The 18431-nt window shown below is 59.6% G+C and carries 9 protein-coding genes and 2 rRNA genes (1 of these 11 running past the window's edge); 1 reads left to right on the top strand and 10 read right to left on the bottom strand.

Annotation, left to right across the window (positions count from 1 at the left end; translation table 11 throughout):
• Positions 1-83 precede the first annotated feature (83 nt).
• Positions 84-971 carry a 3-hydroxyisobutyrate dehydrogenase gene (gene mmsB / locus ACZZ0B_RS22560; protein ID WP_463546270.1) on the bottom strand — a complete coding sequence of 296 codons (888 nt, stop codon included), beginning with the start codon at positions 969-971 and terminating at the stop codon, positions 84-86.
• 9 nt (positions 972-980) lie between these two features.
• Entirely contained in the window at positions 981-2507 is a 1527-nt protein-coding gene (locus ACZZ0B_RS22565) for a CoA-acylating methylmalonate-semialdehyde dehydrogenase (protein ID WP_008083340.1), read from the bottom strand.
• Between the two features lie 149 nt (positions 2508-2656).
• Between ACZZ0B_RS22565 and ACZZ0B_RS22570 the strand changes: the two genes are divergently transcribed.
• Positions 2657-3604, top strand: a complete 948-nt coding sequence (locus ACZZ0B_RS22570) for a LysR family transcriptional regulator (protein ID WP_440093048.1) — start codon at positions 2657-2659, stop codon at positions 3602-3604.
• Here the strand turns inward: ACZZ0B_RS22570 and ACZZ0B_RS22575 are convergent.
• From ACZZ0B_RS22575 to ACZZ0B_RS22610, 8 genes are all read right to left on the bottom strand, one after another.
• Entirely contained in the window at positions 3601-4101 is a 501-nt protein-coding gene (locus ACZZ0B_RS22575; protein WP_463546271.1) for an OmpA family protein, read from the bottom strand. The genes ACZZ0B_RS22570 and ACZZ0B_RS22575 overlap by 4 nt on opposite strands.
• A complete protein-coding gene (locus ACZZ0B_RS22580; protein WP_463546272.1) occupies positions 4101-5369 on the bottom strand; it encodes a diguanylate cyclase domain-containing protein in 1269 nt (422 codons plus the stop codon). Before ACZZ0B_RS22580 ends, ACZZ0B_RS22575 begins: the two co-directional genes overlap by 1 nt.
• Complete coding sequence (locus ACZZ0B_RS22585; RefSeq protein ID WP_008083321.1) at positions 5366-5941, bottom strand: regulatory sequestration protein YfiR; 576 nt, start codon at positions 5939-5941, stop codon at positions 5366-5368. Before ACZZ0B_RS22585 ends, ACZZ0B_RS22580 begins: the two co-directional genes overlap by 4 nt.
• Before the next feature lie 118 nt (positions 5942-6059).
• On the bottom strand, positions 6060-8168 hold the full coding sequence (recD, locus tag ACZZ0B_RS22590; protein ID WP_440093043.1) for an exodeoxyribonuclease V subunit alpha: 2109 nt from the start codon (positions 8166-8168) through the stop codon (positions 6060-6062).
• Positions 8165-11854 (bottom strand): exodeoxyribonuclease V subunit beta, encoded by a 3690-nt coding sequence (gene recB / locus ACZZ0B_RS22595; protein WP_463546273.1) that lies wholly within the window; start codon positions 11852-11854, stop codon positions 8165-8167. The genes recD and recB overlap by 4 nt, the downstream gene beginning before the upstream one ends.
• Positions 11851-15303 carry an exodeoxyribonuclease V subunit gamma gene (recC, locus tag ACZZ0B_RS22600; protein ID WP_463546274.1) on the bottom strand — a complete coding sequence of 1151 codons (3453 nt, stop codon included), beginning with the start codon at positions 15301-15303 and terminating at the stop codon, positions 11851-11853. Before recC ends, recB begins: the two co-directional genes overlap by 4 nt.
• A 153-nt stretch (positions 15304-15456) precedes the next feature.
• A 5S ribosomal RNA gene (rrf, locus tag ACZZ0B_RS22605) occupies positions 15457-15572 on the bottom strand.
• Between the two features lie 151 nt (positions 15573-15723).
• Positions 15724-18431, bottom strand: a 23S ribosomal RNA gene (locus ACZZ0B_RS22610); it runs 186 nt beyond the window's last position.

The following is an 18431-nucleotide window of genomic DNA, read 5'->3' on the forward strand; positions in this document are numbered from 1 at the left end:
ACACTGTAGGGGGCTGCTACGCACCCCAACGGGGATAAATCCCCTCGCCACAAAAAGCCCTTTCACCTCAGGTTTTTGAAGAGTTACTGCGGTTTCCGGTAGCTGTTGATAATCGCCGAGAAGTCTTTCCCGCCTTCCCCTCGCTGACTCATCGCCTGATACAACTGCTGCGCCACCGCGCCGAGCACCACTGGCTGGTGCGCCTGACGCGCCGCTTCCGTCGCCAGGCCCAGATCCTTGAGCATCAGCTCCGCACCAAAGCCACCGGTATAGCCACGCGAGGCCGGCGCCGTTTCGACGATGCCGGGCCACGGGTTGTACATTTCCGAACTCCAGCAACGCCCGGTCGAACTGTTGATGATCCCGGCCAGCACCGAGGTATCAATCCCCAGCGCATCGCCCAGCGCCATCGCTTCACTGACACCGACCATCGAAATCCCCAGCAGCAGGTTGTTGCAGATCTTGGCGATCTGCCCGGTGCCGACGTCACCGCAATGCACGATGTTGCGGCCCATCTGCGCCAACACCGGTTGCAGGGTGGCAAACAGTTCCGGGGTGGCGCCGACCATGAAGGTCAACGTCCCGGCGGTCGCGCCACCGGTGCCACCGGACACCGGCGCATCGGCCACGGTCACGCCATGCTTGGCGGCAGCGGCGGCGACATCGCGCGCCGTCTGCGGATCAATCGTGCTGCAATCCACCGCCGGCACGCCTTGGCCGATGCCGGCCAGCACGCCATCTTCACCGAGCCAGACACTGCGCACATGCACGGCCGCCGGCAGCATGGTGATCACCAGCTCGGCATCCTCGGCCGCCTCACGCGCCGAAGCGCGAATGGTGCCACCCAGTTGCTGCAGTTCCGCCAGCACGGTTTTGTTCAGGTCGACCAGGTTCAGCGAATGGCCAGCCTTGATCAGGTTGCGCGCCATCGGCGCGCCCATGTTGCCCAGCCCGATAAATGCGATTTTCATGGCCATTCCTCAGCGCAGGTTGATGGTGGTGTTCACGCCGTCGTTGACGCTGTCGTCATCGAACCAGCGCGCCGTGACCGTTTTGGTCTGCGTGTAGAACTGCACCACTTGCTTGCCGTACGGGCCGAGGTCGCCAAGTTTCGAACCGCGCGAACCGGTGAAGCTGAAAAACGGCACTGGCACCGGAATCGGGATGTTGATGCCGACCTGACCGACGTCGATTTCCGTCTGGAATTTGCGCGCCGCCGCACCGCTCTGGGTGAACAGGCCGGTGCCGTTGCCGAACGGGTTGGCGTTGACCAGCGCGATGGCCTGATCGAGGGTGTCGACTTCCAGCACCACCAGCACCGGGCCGAAGATTTCCTGGGTGTAAATCTGCATGTCGGTGGTCACGCCCGAGAACAGGGTCGGGCCGACAAAGTTACCTTGCTCGTAACCCGGCACCTTGATGTCACGACCGTCCAGTTCCAGCTTGGCGCCTTCCTTGATGCCGCTTTCGATCAGCTCGAGAATTCGCGCCTTGGCTTTCTTCGAGATGACCGGGCCAACGTCGGTGCCCGGCTCGCTGCCAGCGTTGACGGTAAGTTTCTGCGCCAGCGCTTTCAGATCCGGCAACCATTGTTTCGCCGCACCAACCAGCACCACCACCGAAGTGGCCATGCAACGTTGTCCGGCCGCACCGAAACCGGCGCCGACCAAGGCATTCAGTGCTTGTTCGCGATTGGCATCGGCCAGCACCACGGCGTGGTTCTTAGCGCCCATCATCGATTGCACGCGTTTGCCGTGTTTACCGGCCAAGTCATAAACGTGAGTGCCGACAGCGGTGGAGCCGACGAACGACACCGCTTTGATGTCCTTGTGCGTGCACAAGCCATCGACCACGTCTTTACCGCCATGCACCACGTTCAACACGCCCGCCGGAACGCCAGCCTCGACCGCCAGTTCCACCAGCAGCATGGTCGACAGCGGATCCTGTTCCGAAGGTTTCAAGACGAAGGTGTTGCCGCAGGCGATGGCCATCGGGAACATCCACAGCGGAATCATCGCCGGGAAGTTGAACGGGGTGATGCCGGCGCACACACCGATTGGCTGGCGCAGGGTGTAAGTGTCAACGCCGCCGGCGACGTTCTCGGCGAACTCGCCCATTTGCAGAGTGCCGATCGAGCAGGCGTGCTCAACCACTTCAAGGCCACGGAAAATATCGCCCTCGGCGTCGGCAATGGTTTTACCCTGCTCGGCGCTCAGGACGACGGCGATGCGTTTGGAGTGTTCGCGGATCAGCGCTTGCAGCTTGAGCATGATGCGCATGCGCGCGCCGATCGGGGTCAGTTTCCAGGTCTGGAAGGCACGCTGTGCGGCGCTGACGGCGGCATCGACTTCAGCGGCAGTGGCGAACGGGACTTTGGCCAGCACTTGCTGGGTCGCCGGGTTGACGATGTCGTGCCACTCGGTGGTCTGCGATTCGACCCACTCACCATTGATCAGCAGTTTGACCTTTTGCAGCGTGGTGTCGTTGGGCGTAAGCGATGCGTTCATGCTGGTCTCCGAAACTTGTTTTTATCGTAGGAGCCAAGGCGAAGGGTTCGCCTTGAGATGAGGCGTGTGTCACGAATTGGTTGTCGGACTGTTTTTGGAGTATAGATGTGCAAACTTCTAATAAGAACGCACATATAAGCCCGTCCATCATGCAAAAAAACATCACCTCTCTAGGTTCGCTGAACTGGGACGACCTCAAGTTTTTTCTTGAAGTCGCCCGCACCCGCAAGGCCAGCACGGCGGCCAAACGGCTGGCTGTCGACTACACCACGGTGTCGCGACGGATCAGTTCGCTGGAAGCGGCGCTCGGCACGTTGTTGTTTGAAAAGTCGCGCACCAGCGGTTTCGTCCTGACCGCTGAAGGCCAGCGTTTGCTCGGTTATGCCGAGTCGATTGAAAGCACGTTGCACATGGCTTGCGAGCAGGTCTCCGGCTCCGGCGTCGCCTTGTCCGGCCACGTGCGCATGGGCTGCACCGAAGGCTTCGGCAGTTTTTTCATCACCCCGCAACTGAGCCATTTCGTCGACGCCTACCCGGCGATCTCGGTGGACATCCTGCCGCTGCCGCACTTCATCAGCCTGTCCAAACGCGAGGCCGACATCGTCATCGCCCTCGAACGCCCGGAGCACGGGCCGTACGTCTGCTGCAAACTCTGCGACTACCGTTTGCAGCTCTACGCAACCCAGGACTATCTGGACAAACACCCACCGATCCGCCGCCCGGCAGATTTGGGCAAGCATCAATTCATCAGTTATGTGGACGATCTGGCGTTCAGCTCGGAGCTGCTCTACCTGGCCAACGTGCTGCCCGGTGCCCACGCAAATTTGCGCAGCACCAGCGTGATCGCGCAATTCGTTGCTGCACAGCAGGGGCGTTCACTGGCGATTCTGCCGTGCTTCCTCGCCGCGCAGGATCCGCGTTTGCTGCCCGTGTTGCCGGAGGAAATCAACATCACCCGGCAGTTCTGGATGTACTGCCGGGAGGATCTGAGGAAGTTGAAGCGGATCACCCTGTTGTGGGATTACATCCGTGAGGTGACGGAGCGCAATCAGGCGCTGTTGATGGGCGAAAGCCGTGAGATGCAGTTCGCCGATTAATCGGCGCTGACCACAATCGCCACCCGACGGTTTTCCGTGCGGCCCGCCGCCGTGGCGTTGGAGGCCACTGGCTCGCTGCTGCCCAAGCCTTGCAACTGAATGTTTTCCTGCTTCATGCCGACGGTGCCGAGTACGTTGGCGACACTTTTGGCGCGGCGCAGTGACAACTGCTGGTTGTACGTTTCCTTGCCCGACGCGTCGGTGTGGCCATCGACCCGCACGCGCTCGATGCCGACACCCAGCAGGGCCTTGCCAATGCGTTCGACGATTTCGGTGCTTTGCGCATTCAGGCTTTCAACGTCGCTGCCAAACAGCACTTTGCCGGACAGGCCAAACTCCCAGCCCTCGTCGGTCAGCTCGAAGCCCTGTTGTTGGAGCACGGCGACTTGCGCTGGGGTCAGGCCTTTTTGTGGGGCAGTCTGGCAACCGGTCAGGGCCAGTGCGGCCATCAACAACAGCGCGGAAAACAATCGGATTGCAAGTGTGAACACGGGCATCAGCTCCTGGTTTGAACGGGATCGACCGAGTGCTCCGACCCAGCCGTGAATTGGGCGCCGCGCGACAGGCGCTTGGCCTGATACATCGCCGCATCGGCGGCATTGAGCAGGGCACCGGGGGTGGCGCCATGATCGGGGAAAACCGCGATGCCGATACTGAGCGACGTCACGACACTGGTATCGCCCGGCAGCGCGATGGGCATGTCCATGCTGGCGAGGATCTTGTCGGCAATGCGCTCGGCATCTTCGATCCTGTGCAAAGGCGTCAGCAGCACGGCAAACTCGTCACCGCCCAGGCGCGCCACCAGATCTTCCTCACGCAATTGCGCGCGAATGCGATTGGCGATGGCCACCAACACGGCATCGCCGGCGGCGTGGCCGAAATTATCGTTGATGCCTTTGAAACGGTCACTGTCGAGAAACAGCACGGCCACTCGCTCGTTGAGTTTGCCGCCACTGCGCAAAGCGCGGATCAGTCGCCCCTCAAAAAAAGCGCGGTTCGGCAGACCGGTGAGGCTGTCGTGACTGGCCTGGTGGGCGAGGGTTTCGTTTTCGCTCTGCAGGTGGCTCTGCCAGGACTCGAGTTCGTCGAGCAAGGCATTGAAGTCGTTGCCGAGGTTGTCCAGCTCAGCGATTTGCGCCGGCGGCACGCGCCGGTCCAGCGCCCGTTCGCTGCGAGCAGCGTGGGCCACGGTGGCGAGGCTGCGCAGCGGGCCGATGATTTCGCGCAGTTGCCGCCGCGCCAGATAAATCGCCACGCACGCGCTGATGGCGGTGCAGAGCAGAATCCCGGCCAGACCGCTCAACAGAAAGCGCATCAGGCTGCCGCCGTGTCCGATGAGCAGCACGCGACCGATTTCCCGATCCTGATGGACAATCGGCAGGCTGATCGGTCGCTCCAGCAAAGCGCGGGTGATGAGCATTTCCAGCTCGGAGAACAGGCCGTTCTCTGGTCGCTGCCAACGTGCCAGCAACCGCCCCTGTGCATCGAGCACCTGCGCATCGGCCACTTCTTCAGTGGACGCGATCAACTCCAGCGCTTCCGTGGCAGCCGTCTTGTCGTTGAACACCACTGCAGCTTCAACGGTGTAGCTGATCGAGCGAGCAATCAGGTGCAGGTTGTGATCGGCATAGACGCGCAACGCCAGAACGCCTAGCAGCGTCAGCGAGACACTGGCCATCGCCACCGCCATCAGCGCGACGGTCAAATGTCCACGGCCTAGCACCGAGCCCAGGGTTGGGCGGGTATTCGATCGAAAGAGTCTCATGGTGCCGCCGGTTTGCGACGCGACAACTGCAGCACGCTTGGATGAATGCGTACGCCGCTGCGGGCAACGGAGTCGAGATTGACCTCGAAGGACACTTGATCGTCGCCCACGCGCAAGCAGAACAGACTGCCGACCGTGCACTGATCGTCGCCTTCGCTGATGCTCAGCACCGGGTGGCCGATCAGCGAGGCGAACAGGCGACTGCGTTCATCCGAGGTGAGTTTGCCGATGTACACCGCATCGCATTCACTGACGATGGCCGGGTTATCGGCCAACAGCCGACGCACGATGACCGGGCGACCGGTCGCCTGCGTGGTGCCTTTGACCAGGTCATCGGTGTATTCGGTGGGGCCGACGATGCACAGACGCAACTGCGCAGGTTCGACCGGCCAGCGCGCATAGCTGAGGATGCCAAGAACCACCTGCGTGACAGATTTGGCCCGTTGTTCGGCCATGCCTGTCGGCGCTTGTGATTGCGCGACGGCTAAGCCCGTCAACAACCAGAGCAGAGCGCCAAGCAACGCGTGTTGGCAGCCAACTACGCGCCCTGTCGCCCAGACAGACACCTTCATGCAGGGATTCTCTTGGATCTATCGAAATGATGCCGCAACGATAGCACAGCGGCTAAACGCCAGCGAGGCGCCGACCACTGACCGGTTGGTCAATAATCGTCGCCGGCCCCGCGCGTTTTCACTGCTGAGGCTCGACGCCTTCCTCCAGTTCCAGCATCAGGCCGCTCAGGCGTTTGACCTTGCGTAACACCGCTTCCTCAAACACCCCGGCGCGGGGCTCGATCAAGGTGAACCAATGCTTGGCACGCGTGATGCCGGTGTAGATCAGCTCTTTGGTCAGCACCGGATTCAAGGCGTCCGGCAAGATCAGCGCGGTGTGGGCGAACTCGGAGCCCTGGGATTTGTGCACGGTCATGGCGTAGACGGTTTCGACATCGTTGAGCCGGCTCGGCAATACGAAGCGCACCCCGCCCTGCCCGTCGTTACGCGGAAAAGCCACACGCAACACCGCTTTGCCAGCGTCAGGTCCTTCACGCTCAGGCAACTTGAGGGCGATGCCGATATCGCCGTTCATCAAGCCCAGGCCGTAGTCGTTGCGGGTCATCAGCACCGGGCGGCCCTCGTACCATTGCTGGTCGTTTTCGATCAGTCGCGCTTTGAGCAATGCGGCGGTAACGCGCTGATTCAAACCTTCAACGCCCCACGGCCCTTTGCGCACGGCACACAGCAACTGGAAGGTATCGAATGCCTGCAAGACCTCACGCGCCCAGTTGATCCAGTCCGGGTGTTCCAGCGGTCTGCCCAGCGGCGGACGCTGATCGCGCAGCACGCTCAGATAATGCCGATAGCCTTGCGGGCCGTCGCCATGGCCCTCAAGCAGCAAGCGCTCCAAGTGATGATCGTGTTCACCCTTGAGCGCGAGGGAAAACACATCGGCGTAGTGCCCGGCCGCGAGGAGCTGACGCGCCTCGTCCGGCAACTGCTGATTGACCCGCCGCGCCAGTTGACCGATGCCGCTGCCTTCGCCGAAGCGCCGCGAGTGACGCAGCATCACTACTTGTTGAGCCAGCGGATGCGCACCATCGAGGTCTTCGTGCAAACCACTGTCCTGCAAGGATTCGCCACTGACCGACTCCAGCCACTGGCGTGTTTGCGGGCTGTACCAGCCACTCTCGGCATCACGACACAAATCGCCGAGCACTGCGCCGGCCTCAACCGAGGCCAGTTGATCCTTGTCGCCCAGCAACACCAGCCGCGCATGAGGCGGCAAGGCGTCAAGCAGGTTGGCCATCATCTCCAGATCGATCATCGAAGCTTCGTCGACGACCAGAACATCCAGCGGCAAACGGTTGCCCGCATGGTGACGGAAGTGCCGGGTGCCGGGACGGCTGCCTAACAAACGGTGCACCGTGGTCACATCGCAGGGAATTTTCGCCCGCACCTCTTCACTGACTTTCAGCGACTGCACCTGTTGACTGATGGACTCGGTCAACCGCGCAGCGGCCTTGCCTGTCGGTGCGGCCAGACGAATGCGCAGTGGCTGACCGGCCTCGACGGCCGGCGCCTGCAATAACGCGAGCAACCGCACCACGGTGGTGGTTTTACCGGTGCCCGGACCGCCCGTCACAATGCTGAAAGCGCCGCGCGTGGCGAGGGCGCAGGCGAGTTTCTGCCAGTCGATGACTTCACCCGCCGTGGCTGAGCCAAACAACTCATTCAGCCGTTGCGACAGATCAGCCGGCGTCGCTTCGGCCTGGGTGAGACGTTGGCGCAACGCCGTATCGATGCGCCGTTCGTAGGCCCAATAGCGCCGTAGATACAGGCGTTTTCCGCAGAGCACCAGCGGACGCTGCTGGGCCGCTGGCCGGGTATCGGCCGCCAGCGCGACCAGATCGCTGCTCGCCAGGGCCTTGCACCAATGCACGCCATCAAGCGCTTCAAGCAATTGCGAGGGCAGTAACAACACGCCACCTTGCACATCGCCTTCGGGTGGCAGTGACAGCGCGAAATCCGGGGCTTTGAGGGTTTCGAACAGATCCAGGCAGACGTGGCCATGACCGAGTTGATGACTGGTCAGGGCTGCGGCGAGCAGTACCAGCGGATCAGTGCCTGGCTCAAGTTCGTGAAGAAAAGCGACGAAGGCCTTGTCCAGTGCCCGCAGCCAGCCACGCTCGACCCAACGCGTGAGCAACAACAGCAAATCATCGGCTTTGCTCAGTGGTGATAACGTCGACAGGCTGTCGGCGGTCAAAGGCGTTGGCAGCAGATCGGCAAAGGTACGGCTCATAGCAGGACTCCCTGTTCCCATGCGGGTTCGGCTTTGGGTTCAGGTTTGCCCTGGAACATCCGGTCCAGGCGTTCGATCAACGTGCGCGGCGGACGGGCGAAATACACGCCGCGACTATCGGCTCGCGTGCCACGCAGGAACAGGTACAGCGCGCCACCGACATGCCGGTCGTAATCGTAGTCGGGCAGTCGCGCCTTCAACTGACGATGCAACGCCAACAGGTACAACACGTATTGCAGGTCGTAGCGGTTATCGAGGATCGACTTTTCCATGGCTTGCTCGGTGTAGGCCAGATCGTCCACGCCGAGCCAGTTGGATTTGTAGTCGGCCACGTAATAACGACCATCGTGTTCAAACGTCAGGTCGATAAAACCTTTGAACATGCCGTTCAGTTGCACCGGTTCCGCCGCCACACGGGCCACACCATTGTGCGTGTGCTGGCGCACGAGTTCGTCGAGTTTGAGCACATCGACCTTGTGGCTGGCGAACCAGAATTCCATCTCGACGCGATATTGCTTGAGTTGCTCAAGCACCACCGGTGCTTGCCCGCTGCCTACCGGCAACGGCGATTTGAGCAGATGCTGCAACCAGTCACTGAGGGTCGTGATCCAGCCTTCCCAGCCGCGCAGGTTGCAGCGACGGGCAATCGCGTCGACCAGCGCTTCACGGGAAACCGCGAAACCGTCATCCCCTGCCCACTCAAGTAAACCGTGGAGAAACGTTCCCGGATTGGGTCCGCGAGGAAAGCGATGGATGTCCGCACCGCCAGCAATGATTTCTCGCGGCGCATCCGGGTCGAGGCGTTCGTCATCGAACAGCTTTTGCGCTTGCGGGCTGTCCGGGGCTTCATCGCTGCCGACACTCAACACGTCACTGATGCGCAATGCACTGTAGGACGCAATCCACCAGTTTTCGCTGGCCCTGCGCTTGGGCAGCAGCGTGGCACTAAGGATGGCCTCATTGCGCGGAGCCTGGTAGTGCTCGTCGGCAGGCGTGGGCATCTCGCCGATGCTGATGGCCGGGCAGTCCTGTTGCAGGTCTTGCAACCAACGCTGCAATCCGCTGGATTCACCCAGCGATGCGCCGCCGCCCAGCAAATAGCCCAGCGCAGAAAGGTGCAGCACCGAGCTGTTGTTATTGCCTCGCTTGAGATCCGTCACGCCCAACCAGCAGGCATGCTGCGCGCGGGTCAGGGCGACATACAAAAGGCGCAGGTCTTCAGCCAGGCGCTCGTCATCGGCTTGCGCGATCAACTCGGCCGTCGGCTTGAGGCTGACATGCGCCTTGCCTGCTGCGTCGTGGTAATGCAGCGGCAAACGACTGCCGTCCACCGGTTTCGCCGAGCAGATGAAGGGCAGGAAGACCAACGGGTACTCAAGGCCTTTCGATTTGTGAATGGTCACGACCTTGACCAGCTGCTCGTCACTTTCCAGGCGCAGGATCTGCTCTTCGCCGGCTTGACCGGACAACGCCAGCAGCTCGGCCAGATGACGAATCAACGCCTGCTCACCATCAAGCTCCGCAGCGGCCTGCTGCATCAACTCCGACAGGTGCAAAAGGTTGGTCAGCACACGTTCACCGTCGGTGCGCGCGATCAATCTCTGCGGCAAATGGAAGTCATGCAGCAGACGCCGCAGCATCGGCAACACGCCCTGTTTGCGCCACAGTTCGCGATAGCCGCGGAACTGCATGACCCGGGTTTCCCAGACCCGCTCATCCTGATTCAGCCGCTCCAGTTCAACCAATGGCAGGTTGAGGGTGATGCACGCCAGTGCGGCTTTCAGCGAGCGCTCGACATCCGGTTCGGCACAGGCCTTGAGCCAGGCCAGCAGGTCGTGGGCCTCTTGCGCGGCGAATACCGAGTCCTTGTCGGAGAGATAGACACTGCGTACACCGCGCGCGGCGAGTTCACCGCGCACGGCCTGGGCCTCTTTGCCATCACGGACGAGGATCGCGATGTCGGATGGCCGCAGCCCTCTGAAGTCCTTACCGTCCTGAGTGAATCCGGCGCTGGCGGTTTGTCCGCCGTTGAGCAGCGCGGTGATTTCACTGGCGCAGGCTGCGGCCAATTGTTGGCGATAGACAGCGCCGGAGAGTGGCTGATCAGAGGACAAGTGCCAGACGTTCAGCGCCGCAACGTCTTGTCCGGCAATTTGCAGTTTTTCCTTACGGCCTTGTGCGTCGACCGGCTGAAACGGCACGGGATTCTCACCGTTTTTTTCCCGGAACAAAAACGCACCGCGCCCCAGTTCTCGGGACTCGGCGCGTTCGAAAACATGATTGACCGCTTTGACCATGCCGTGGCTGGAGCGGAAGTTGGTGCCCAGCGTATGCAGCCGGCCGGTGGTGGCCTGACGCGCGCGCAGGTAGGTGTAGATGTCCGCACCGCGAAACGCGTAGATCGCCTGCTTGGGATCGCCGATCAGGAACAGGCCGGTGTCTGGGCTGTTGTCTTCGATGCGGTAGATGCTCTCGAAAATCCGGTACTGCACCGGGTCGGTGTCCTGGAATTCGTCGATCAGCGCGACCGGGAACTGCTCGCGGATCAACGTCGCCAGACGCTCGCCGCCCTCCGATTGCAGCGCCGCATCCAGGCGCAGCAACATATCGTCAAAACCCATTTCAGCGCGACGGCGCTTCTCTTCCTCGAAGCGCGCACCGACCCATTTGGCGGCGTGTTGCAAAACAGCTGCGTCGGGCGTCGGCAAGGCATCGAGACTCGACTTGAGCCCGGGCATGGCATCCAGGCCCGGGTGGCTCGGGGCCTGGCCCTTCCAGGCTTCCGCCATGCCGTCGGGGGTCAGCCGACTGAAGCCAGTGCCGATGTCGAGTTGTTCGAGGGTCTCGTCTTCAGCCCAGGCCTTGAGCTTCTCGAACCACGGTTCGAAATAACGCGCCTGCATCTTGCGACCGTCGACGGTTTTGCTGGCAACGCCCTGATGACAGATGGCGAGCAACTCGTCCGCCCACTGACGCCAGGGCATTTTCAACTCGACCAACGCCGCGCGACGCTCCAGCAGACATTCTTCGATCAGCTCGGCCGGAGACTTGGTTTCATCACTGTCACGTTCGCTGGCAAACAGCCCGCGTACCCGAGGCAACAACGCCGCCGGCCCGCCCCAGTTGCTGCGCACCCAATTCAGCGCATCGCCGTGCATCGGATAGCAGAACAGCCGCCAATAATCGCGCAACACCTCGCCCAGCAAATCACTGTGATCGGTTTCCAGGGATTGGGTAAACAGACTGCCACTGTCGAACGCATGCTCACGCAGCATGCGCTGACACCAACTGTGAATGGTCGAGACGGCGGCCTCATCCATCCACTGCGCAGCGATATCCAGTCGGTTGGCGCATCCCGGCCATTGCTGAGGATCGAATTGATCGCGCAGTTCAGCGATCAAGCCGTCGGGCGCTGGGATTTCGTCACGCATGTAGCGAGCGGCTTCGGCGAGGCGTGTACGAATCCGCTCACGCAGTTCTTTGGTCGCCGCATCGGTGAACGTCACCACGAGGATCTGCGGCGGCAACAATTCACGGGCGAACCCGCTCGATTCGCCGCCATGCCCCAGGATCAGCCGCAGATAGAGCGCAGAAATGGTGAAGGTTTTACCGGTGCCGGCGCTGGCTTCGATCAACTGGCTGCCACGCAGCGGGAAGGCCAGGGCGAGCGGTGTTTTGCTGCTCATGCGCGCGCCCCTTCACTGGACAAAGAGCGCCATGGCGCTTCAAACAAAGGCCGATACAAAGCGTCGCACCAGCCGGTGAACGTTTCGTCTTCGAGCAGGGCATCAAAGTTGGCATATTGTCGCGACAGCGCCGGGCTTTCGCGGCGCTCGCCTTCGCTGGTCTGACCGTCACCTTCGTAGGCTTTACGGGCAGCGGTTTCGGCCTTGAGCGGGTCGGTCTGCGACAGCCAGGCAAATGCGGTCTTCACTGCGATTGGCAATGGTTGACGCATGCCCGCCTGCCAGGCGAGAAGCATATCGCCGAGCAAACTCACGGATCGGTCTGGCGCCATGGGCTCCAGCAGCAGCGTATCGTCACTGGCCACCAGCGCGGTGCTCAATGAAAGCCCGCTGGCGCAGGCGACCAGATGATTGACCCAGGACTTGGTCAGTCGATGCCATTTGCGGCTTTTGATCGAGCCGATACTGTTGGGAATGGTCGTGACCGACAACACACCGCCATCGGCTCGCTGATGCAGGCCTGAGAGCCAGCCTTCAAGACGTACGCCCTGCAACTCGTGACTGATCGGGATGGCGCTGGTCAGCGGGGTCGGCCACAACGTCAAAAGCTGTTGATAGCGCTGCAGCAAGTCCGGCAGTGGTTCTATCAATTCGCGTTGCAGGCATTCACCAAAGCCTGCCATCGGCAGCAAACCGCTGTTTTGCAGACGCCGAGCCTGAGCTTCGAGGGCCTGATTGATGTTATCCGGTTGCCGCAGCGCCGCTTCGAGCAGGCTGTCGCTGAGCGTGTAGCGCTGCAACGCGTCCAGCACGAAAGGTTCTTCGTCGGCCAGCGGCGCTTCGGCCGCCTCGAAATAGACTTTGAGTCGTTGGGTGAAAAAATGCCGTACCGGGTTACGCAGGAAGTCCTGCAACAGAGCAAGGCTCAGCGGTTCCTCCTGAACATAAGGTGTCAGCAACTGCCCGCTGGTTTGTGGCACAGGCTGTTGATGCAAGACCTGCCATTCACTGGCGTAGCTGAACAACTGATCACCTTCATGGAAATAGCGTGCGCTGAACGGTTGCAGCGGATGCTCTTCAGTCATTGCGCTCAACAGGTCCTGGCTTTCATCGTGCAGTCGCCAACCGCTGGCGAGGTGATCGCGCAACTGGCCGATCAACACCGAAGCAGGTCGCTCGCTGTTGTCGCGAATGCTGCGGCCTACCCAACTGATGTAAAGCTGATGGCGCGCCGACAGGAGCGCCTCGAGCAAGAGATAACGGTCATCTTCACGTCGGGAGCGGTCGCCCGGACGGTAGTCGCTGCCCATCAGATCGAAGTCCAGCGGCGGCTGCGCGCGAGGGTAATCGCCATCGTTCATCCCCAGCAGACAGACCAGTTTGAACGGAATGGCGCGCATGGGCATCAGCGTACAAAAGTTCACCGCACCGGCCAGAAAGCGTTGAGACAACCGGCCCTGATCCAGTCCGGCCAGCCACGCTTCACGCACGACGGTCAGCGGCAGCGCATCGACCAGACCAACCGCTTCACAGGTCTGTAGCCAAGTTTCGCGAAGCTCTTCCAGTTGGGTCAGCAAATAATCGTCGTGCTCATTGCTGGCTTTGAAAAACAACTGCATCAGCGCTTGCAGGCGCTGGCCCCACTCCTTGGGTTGAGTCGGTTGTGTGAGCTGCTGATGAGCGAGTTCCAGCGCATCCAGCAAGGCCACCAGCGGGCCGATCAATGCCGCGTCGAGGCCACCGATTTCGTCATAGGGCTCAATACCTGCGCAGGCATCGGCGCTGCCGACCGCGTACCCCAACAGCATACGGCGCATGCCGAAATGCCAACTGTTCTGTTCCAGTTCTTCTGGTAATCCGAGGCCCGCACGTTGCTCGGCATTCATGCCCCAGCGCACGCCCGCGCCTTCGATCCAGCGGTGCAACGTCGGCAGATCGCGCTCTTCCACACCAAAACGGGCACGCAGTGCAGGCACATCAAGCAGGTCGAGGATCTCACTGACCGGGAAGCGGCTGTCTGGCAATTTGAGCAGGTGTTCGACGGCGATCAACAGGGGATCACGACCACGCTGGCCCTGATCCGCCAGTGTGAAGGGAATGAAACGCGGGTCATGCCGATCAAGCTGACCAAAAACGGCGCGAATGTGCGGGGCATAACTGTCGACGTCCGGAACCATTACGATGACATCGCGCGGGCGCAGATCCGGGTTGGCGCTGAAGCGTGCCAGGAGCTGATCGTGGAGGATTTCAACTTCACGTTGAGCGCTGTGGGCTATGTGGAAGCGGATCGAATCGTCCTGTTCCAGATCAACCGCCGGCCAATGCTCGCGAGTCTCGTCGAGGGGACGCAACTCAAGGATGTCGTTCTGCAGTTGATTGAGCAGATTGTCTGGCTGCGTGTCACTGAACAGGTCGATGCGCCCATCGCGAAAAGCCGCGCGATAGCTGTTGGGATCATCATAACTGTCGAGCAGGTTGATGTAGTCGCGACCTTGTTTGCCCCACGCAGCCAACAGCGGATGGGCGTGTTGATGCATCGTGTCCGGGTCGAGTACTACGGGCATGCCACTCTTGCGCGATTGCCGTTTGTACTGGTGACGCAGCAAATCCTTGTCGGCGACGATATCGGCCCAGTGGTGACGGCAAGGGTTGTGTACGCACAGCAGAACCTGACTGAAACGCGCAAGCCCTGCGAGCGCTTCGAGTACCTGGGCTGGTAGCGAAGAGATACCGAAAACGATCACTCGCGAGGGCAGTCCCGCCGGCGCCTCGGTGAGGTTGTTGATGCGCTCAATGAACCGCTGATGGACGCCGGCACGGCTCTGCGCCATGCCTTGTTCACCGACGTCCCCCAGCAATGCTCGCCATAACTCGGCTTGCCAGCAGCTGGTCGGAGGCAGTGGCTTTACTTCACCTCTGACATTGCGCAACTGGTGTCGCCCTTCCGCCCAATCTTCAAGCCAGTCCGCCCGGTACACCTGGTATTGATCGAAGAGATCCGCCAGACGTTCGGACAGCTGATAGCGCTTGCGCAAATCAGTGTCGTGGGTGAGAAAGCGCTGCAACGGTTCAAAGTGAGGGCGATCAATGACCTGGGGGAGCAGGCGCATCAGACGCCAGGTCAGCGGGGCCTTATCGAGCAGGGACTTGGCAGGAATCTCTTCACGACCCAGAACCATCCGGTAGAGCTGCCACATGAAACTGCCGGGCAACTGCACATCAATTGCTGCAGCGATACCGCAGCCACCGAGGTCGTCGTCTTCGGGGTCCTCGGCCAATGCCAATTTCAGCCATTGGGCAATGCCGTTGCTTTGCACGAGGGCTATTTCGTTTTCCAGGGGCGCCAGTGGATAACGCCGCATTATGCTGATCACAAGGCTGCGCAGTTCGTCCAGGCTATTGCTCTGGACCACCATGAATGCAGCGTTGAGGGACTGGGCGCCCGGCATAAAGGATTCCTTGGAAAGTACGAAAGCCAGGGCAGAACCTTAGCATTGTCGGCAGGTTGTAGCAGCCGGACGGCGTCCGTGAATGCTGTAAGAACTTTCCTGCGGGCAAAACAAAACCCCAACTGCTTTCGCAATTGGGGTTTCGGAATTTAATCTTGACGATGACCTACTCTCACATGGGGAAACCCCACACTACCATCGGCGATGCATCGTTTCACTGCTGAGTTCGGGATGGGATCAGGTGGTTCCAACGCTCTATGGTCGTCAAGAAATTCGGGTACTGAGTCGTGGCCAGATGGCCTCGCTTCAGCAAATTGGGTATGTGACAGCTTTCGGTGTTTTGTGAACATCGAACTTTCGGTTCGTTTCGTCTTCACACACCGCAATCTGGCCTTTCGACTCAAATTGCTTGGGTGTTATATGGTCAAGCCTCACGGGCAATTAGTATTGGTTAGCTCAACGCCTCACAGCGCTTACACACCCAACCTATCAACGTCGTAGTCTTCGACGGCCCTTCAGGGAACTCAAGGTTCCAGTGAGATCTCATCTTGAGGCTAGTTTCCCGCTTAGATGCTTTCAGCGGTTATCTATTCCGAACATAGCTACCCGGCAATGCCACTGGCGTGACAACCGGAACACCAGAGGTTCGTCCACTCCGGTCCTCTCGTACTAGGAGCAGCCCCTCTCAAATCTCAAACGTCCACGGCAGATAGGGACCGAACTGTCTCACGACGTTCTAAACCCAGCTCGCGTACCACTTTAAATGGCGAACAGCCATACCCTTGGGACCGGCTTCAGCCCCAGGATGTGATGAGCCGACATCGAGGTGCCAAACACCGCCGTCGATATGAACTCTTGGGCGGTATCAGCCTGTTATCCCCGGAGTACCTTTTATCCGTTGAGCGATGGCCCTTCCATACAGAACCACCGGATCACTAAGACCTACTTTCGTACCTGCTCGACGTGTCTGTCTCGCAGTCAAGCGCGCTTTTGCCTTTATACTCTACGACCGATTTCCGACCGGTCTGAGCGCACCTTCGTACTCCTCCGTTACTCTTTAGGAGGAGACCGCCCCAGTCAAACTACCCACCATACACTGTCCTCGATCCGGATAACGGACCTGAGTTAGAACCTCAAAGTTGCCAGGGTGGTATTTCAAGGTTGGCTCCACGCAGACTGGCGTCCACGCTTCAAAGCCTCCCACCTATCCTACACAAGCAAATTCAAAGTCCAGTGCAAAGCTATAGTAAAGGTTCACGGGGTCTTTCCGTCTAGCCGCGGATACACTGCATCTTCACAGCGATTTCAATTTCACTGAGTCTCGGGTGGAGACAGCGCCGCCATCGTTACGCCATTCGTGCAGGTCGGAACTTACCCGACAAGGAATTTCGCTACCTTAGGACCGTTATAGTTACGGCCGCCGTTTACCGGGGCTTCGATCAAGAGCTTCGCGTTAGCTAACCCCATCAATTAACCTTCCGGCACCGGGCAGGCGTCACACCCTATACGTCCACTTTCGTGTTTGCAGAGTGCTGTGTTTTTAATAAACAGTCGCAGCGGCCTGGTATCTTCGACCGGCATGAGCTTACGGAGCAAGTCCTTCACCCTCACCGGCGCACCTTCTCCCGAAGTTACGGTGCCATTTTGCCTAGTTCCTTCACCCGAGTTCTCTCAAGCGCCTTGGTATTCTCTACCCAACCACCTGTGTCGGTTTGGGGTACGGTTCCTGGTTACCTGAAGCTTAGAAGCTTTTCTTGGAAGCATGGCATCAACCACTTCGTGTTCTAAAAGAACACTCGTCATCAGCTCTCGGCCTTAAGATCCCGGATTTACCTAAGATCTCAGCCTACCACCTTAAACTTGGACAACCAACGCCAAGCTGGCCTAGCCTTCTCCGTCCCTCCATCGCAATAACCAGAAGTACAGGAATATTAACCTGTTTTCCATCGACTACGCTTTTCAGCCTCGCCTTAGGGACCGACTAACCCTGCGTCGATTAACGTTGCGCAGGAAACCTTGGTCTTTCGGCGTGGGTGTTTTTCACACCCATTGTCGTTACTCATGTCAGCATTCGCACTTCTGATACCTCCAGCAAGCTTCTCAACTCACCTTCACAGGCTTACAGAACGCTCCTCTACCGCATCATCCGAAGATGATACCCGTAGCTTCGGTGTATGGTTTGAGCCCCGTTACATCTTCCGCGCAGGCCGACTCGACTAGTGAGCTATTACGCTTTCTTTAAAGGGTGGCTGCTTCTAAGCCAACCTCCTAGCTGTCTAAGCCTTCCCACATCGTTTCCCACTTAACCATAACTTTGGGACCTTAGCTGACGGTCTGGGTTGTTTCCCTTTTCACGACGGACGTTAGCACCCGCCGTGTGTCTCCCATGCTCGGCACTTGTAGGTATTCGGAGTTTGCATCGGTTTGGTAAGTCGAGATGACCCCCTAGCCGAAACAGTGCTCTACCCCCTACAGTGATACATGAGGCGCTACCTAAATAGCTTTCGAGGAGAACCAGCTATCTCCGAGCTTGATTAGCCTTTCACTCCGATCCACAGGTCATCCGCTAACTTTTCAACGGTAGTCGGTTCGGTCCTCCAGTTAGTGTTACCCAACCTTCAACCTGCCCATGGATAGATCGCCCGGTTTCGGGTCTATTCCCAGCGACTAGACGCCCTATTAAGACTCGCTTTCGCTACGCCTCCCCTATTCGGTTAAGCTCGCCACTGAAAATAAGTCGCTGACCCATTATACAAAAGGTACGCAGTCACAGAACGAAGTCTGCTCCCACTGCTTGTACGCATACGGTTTCAGGATCTATTTCACTCCCCTCTCCGGGGTTCTTTTCGCCTTTCCCTCACGGTACTAGTTCACTATCGGTCAGTCAGTAGTATTTAGCCTTGGAGGATGGTCCCCCCATATTCAGACAAAGTTTCTCGTGCTCCGTCCTACTCGATTTCATGACTAAGAGATTTTCGCGTACAGGGCTATCACCCACTATGGCCGCACTTTCCAGAGCGTTCCGCTAATCTCAAAGCCACTTAAGGGCTAGTCCCCGTTCGCTCGCCACTACTAAGGGAATCTCGGTTGATTTCTTTTCCTCAGGGTACTTAGATGTTTCAGTTCCC

It is taken from the genome of Pseudomonas sp. AC247 (genome assembly GCF_979258015.1).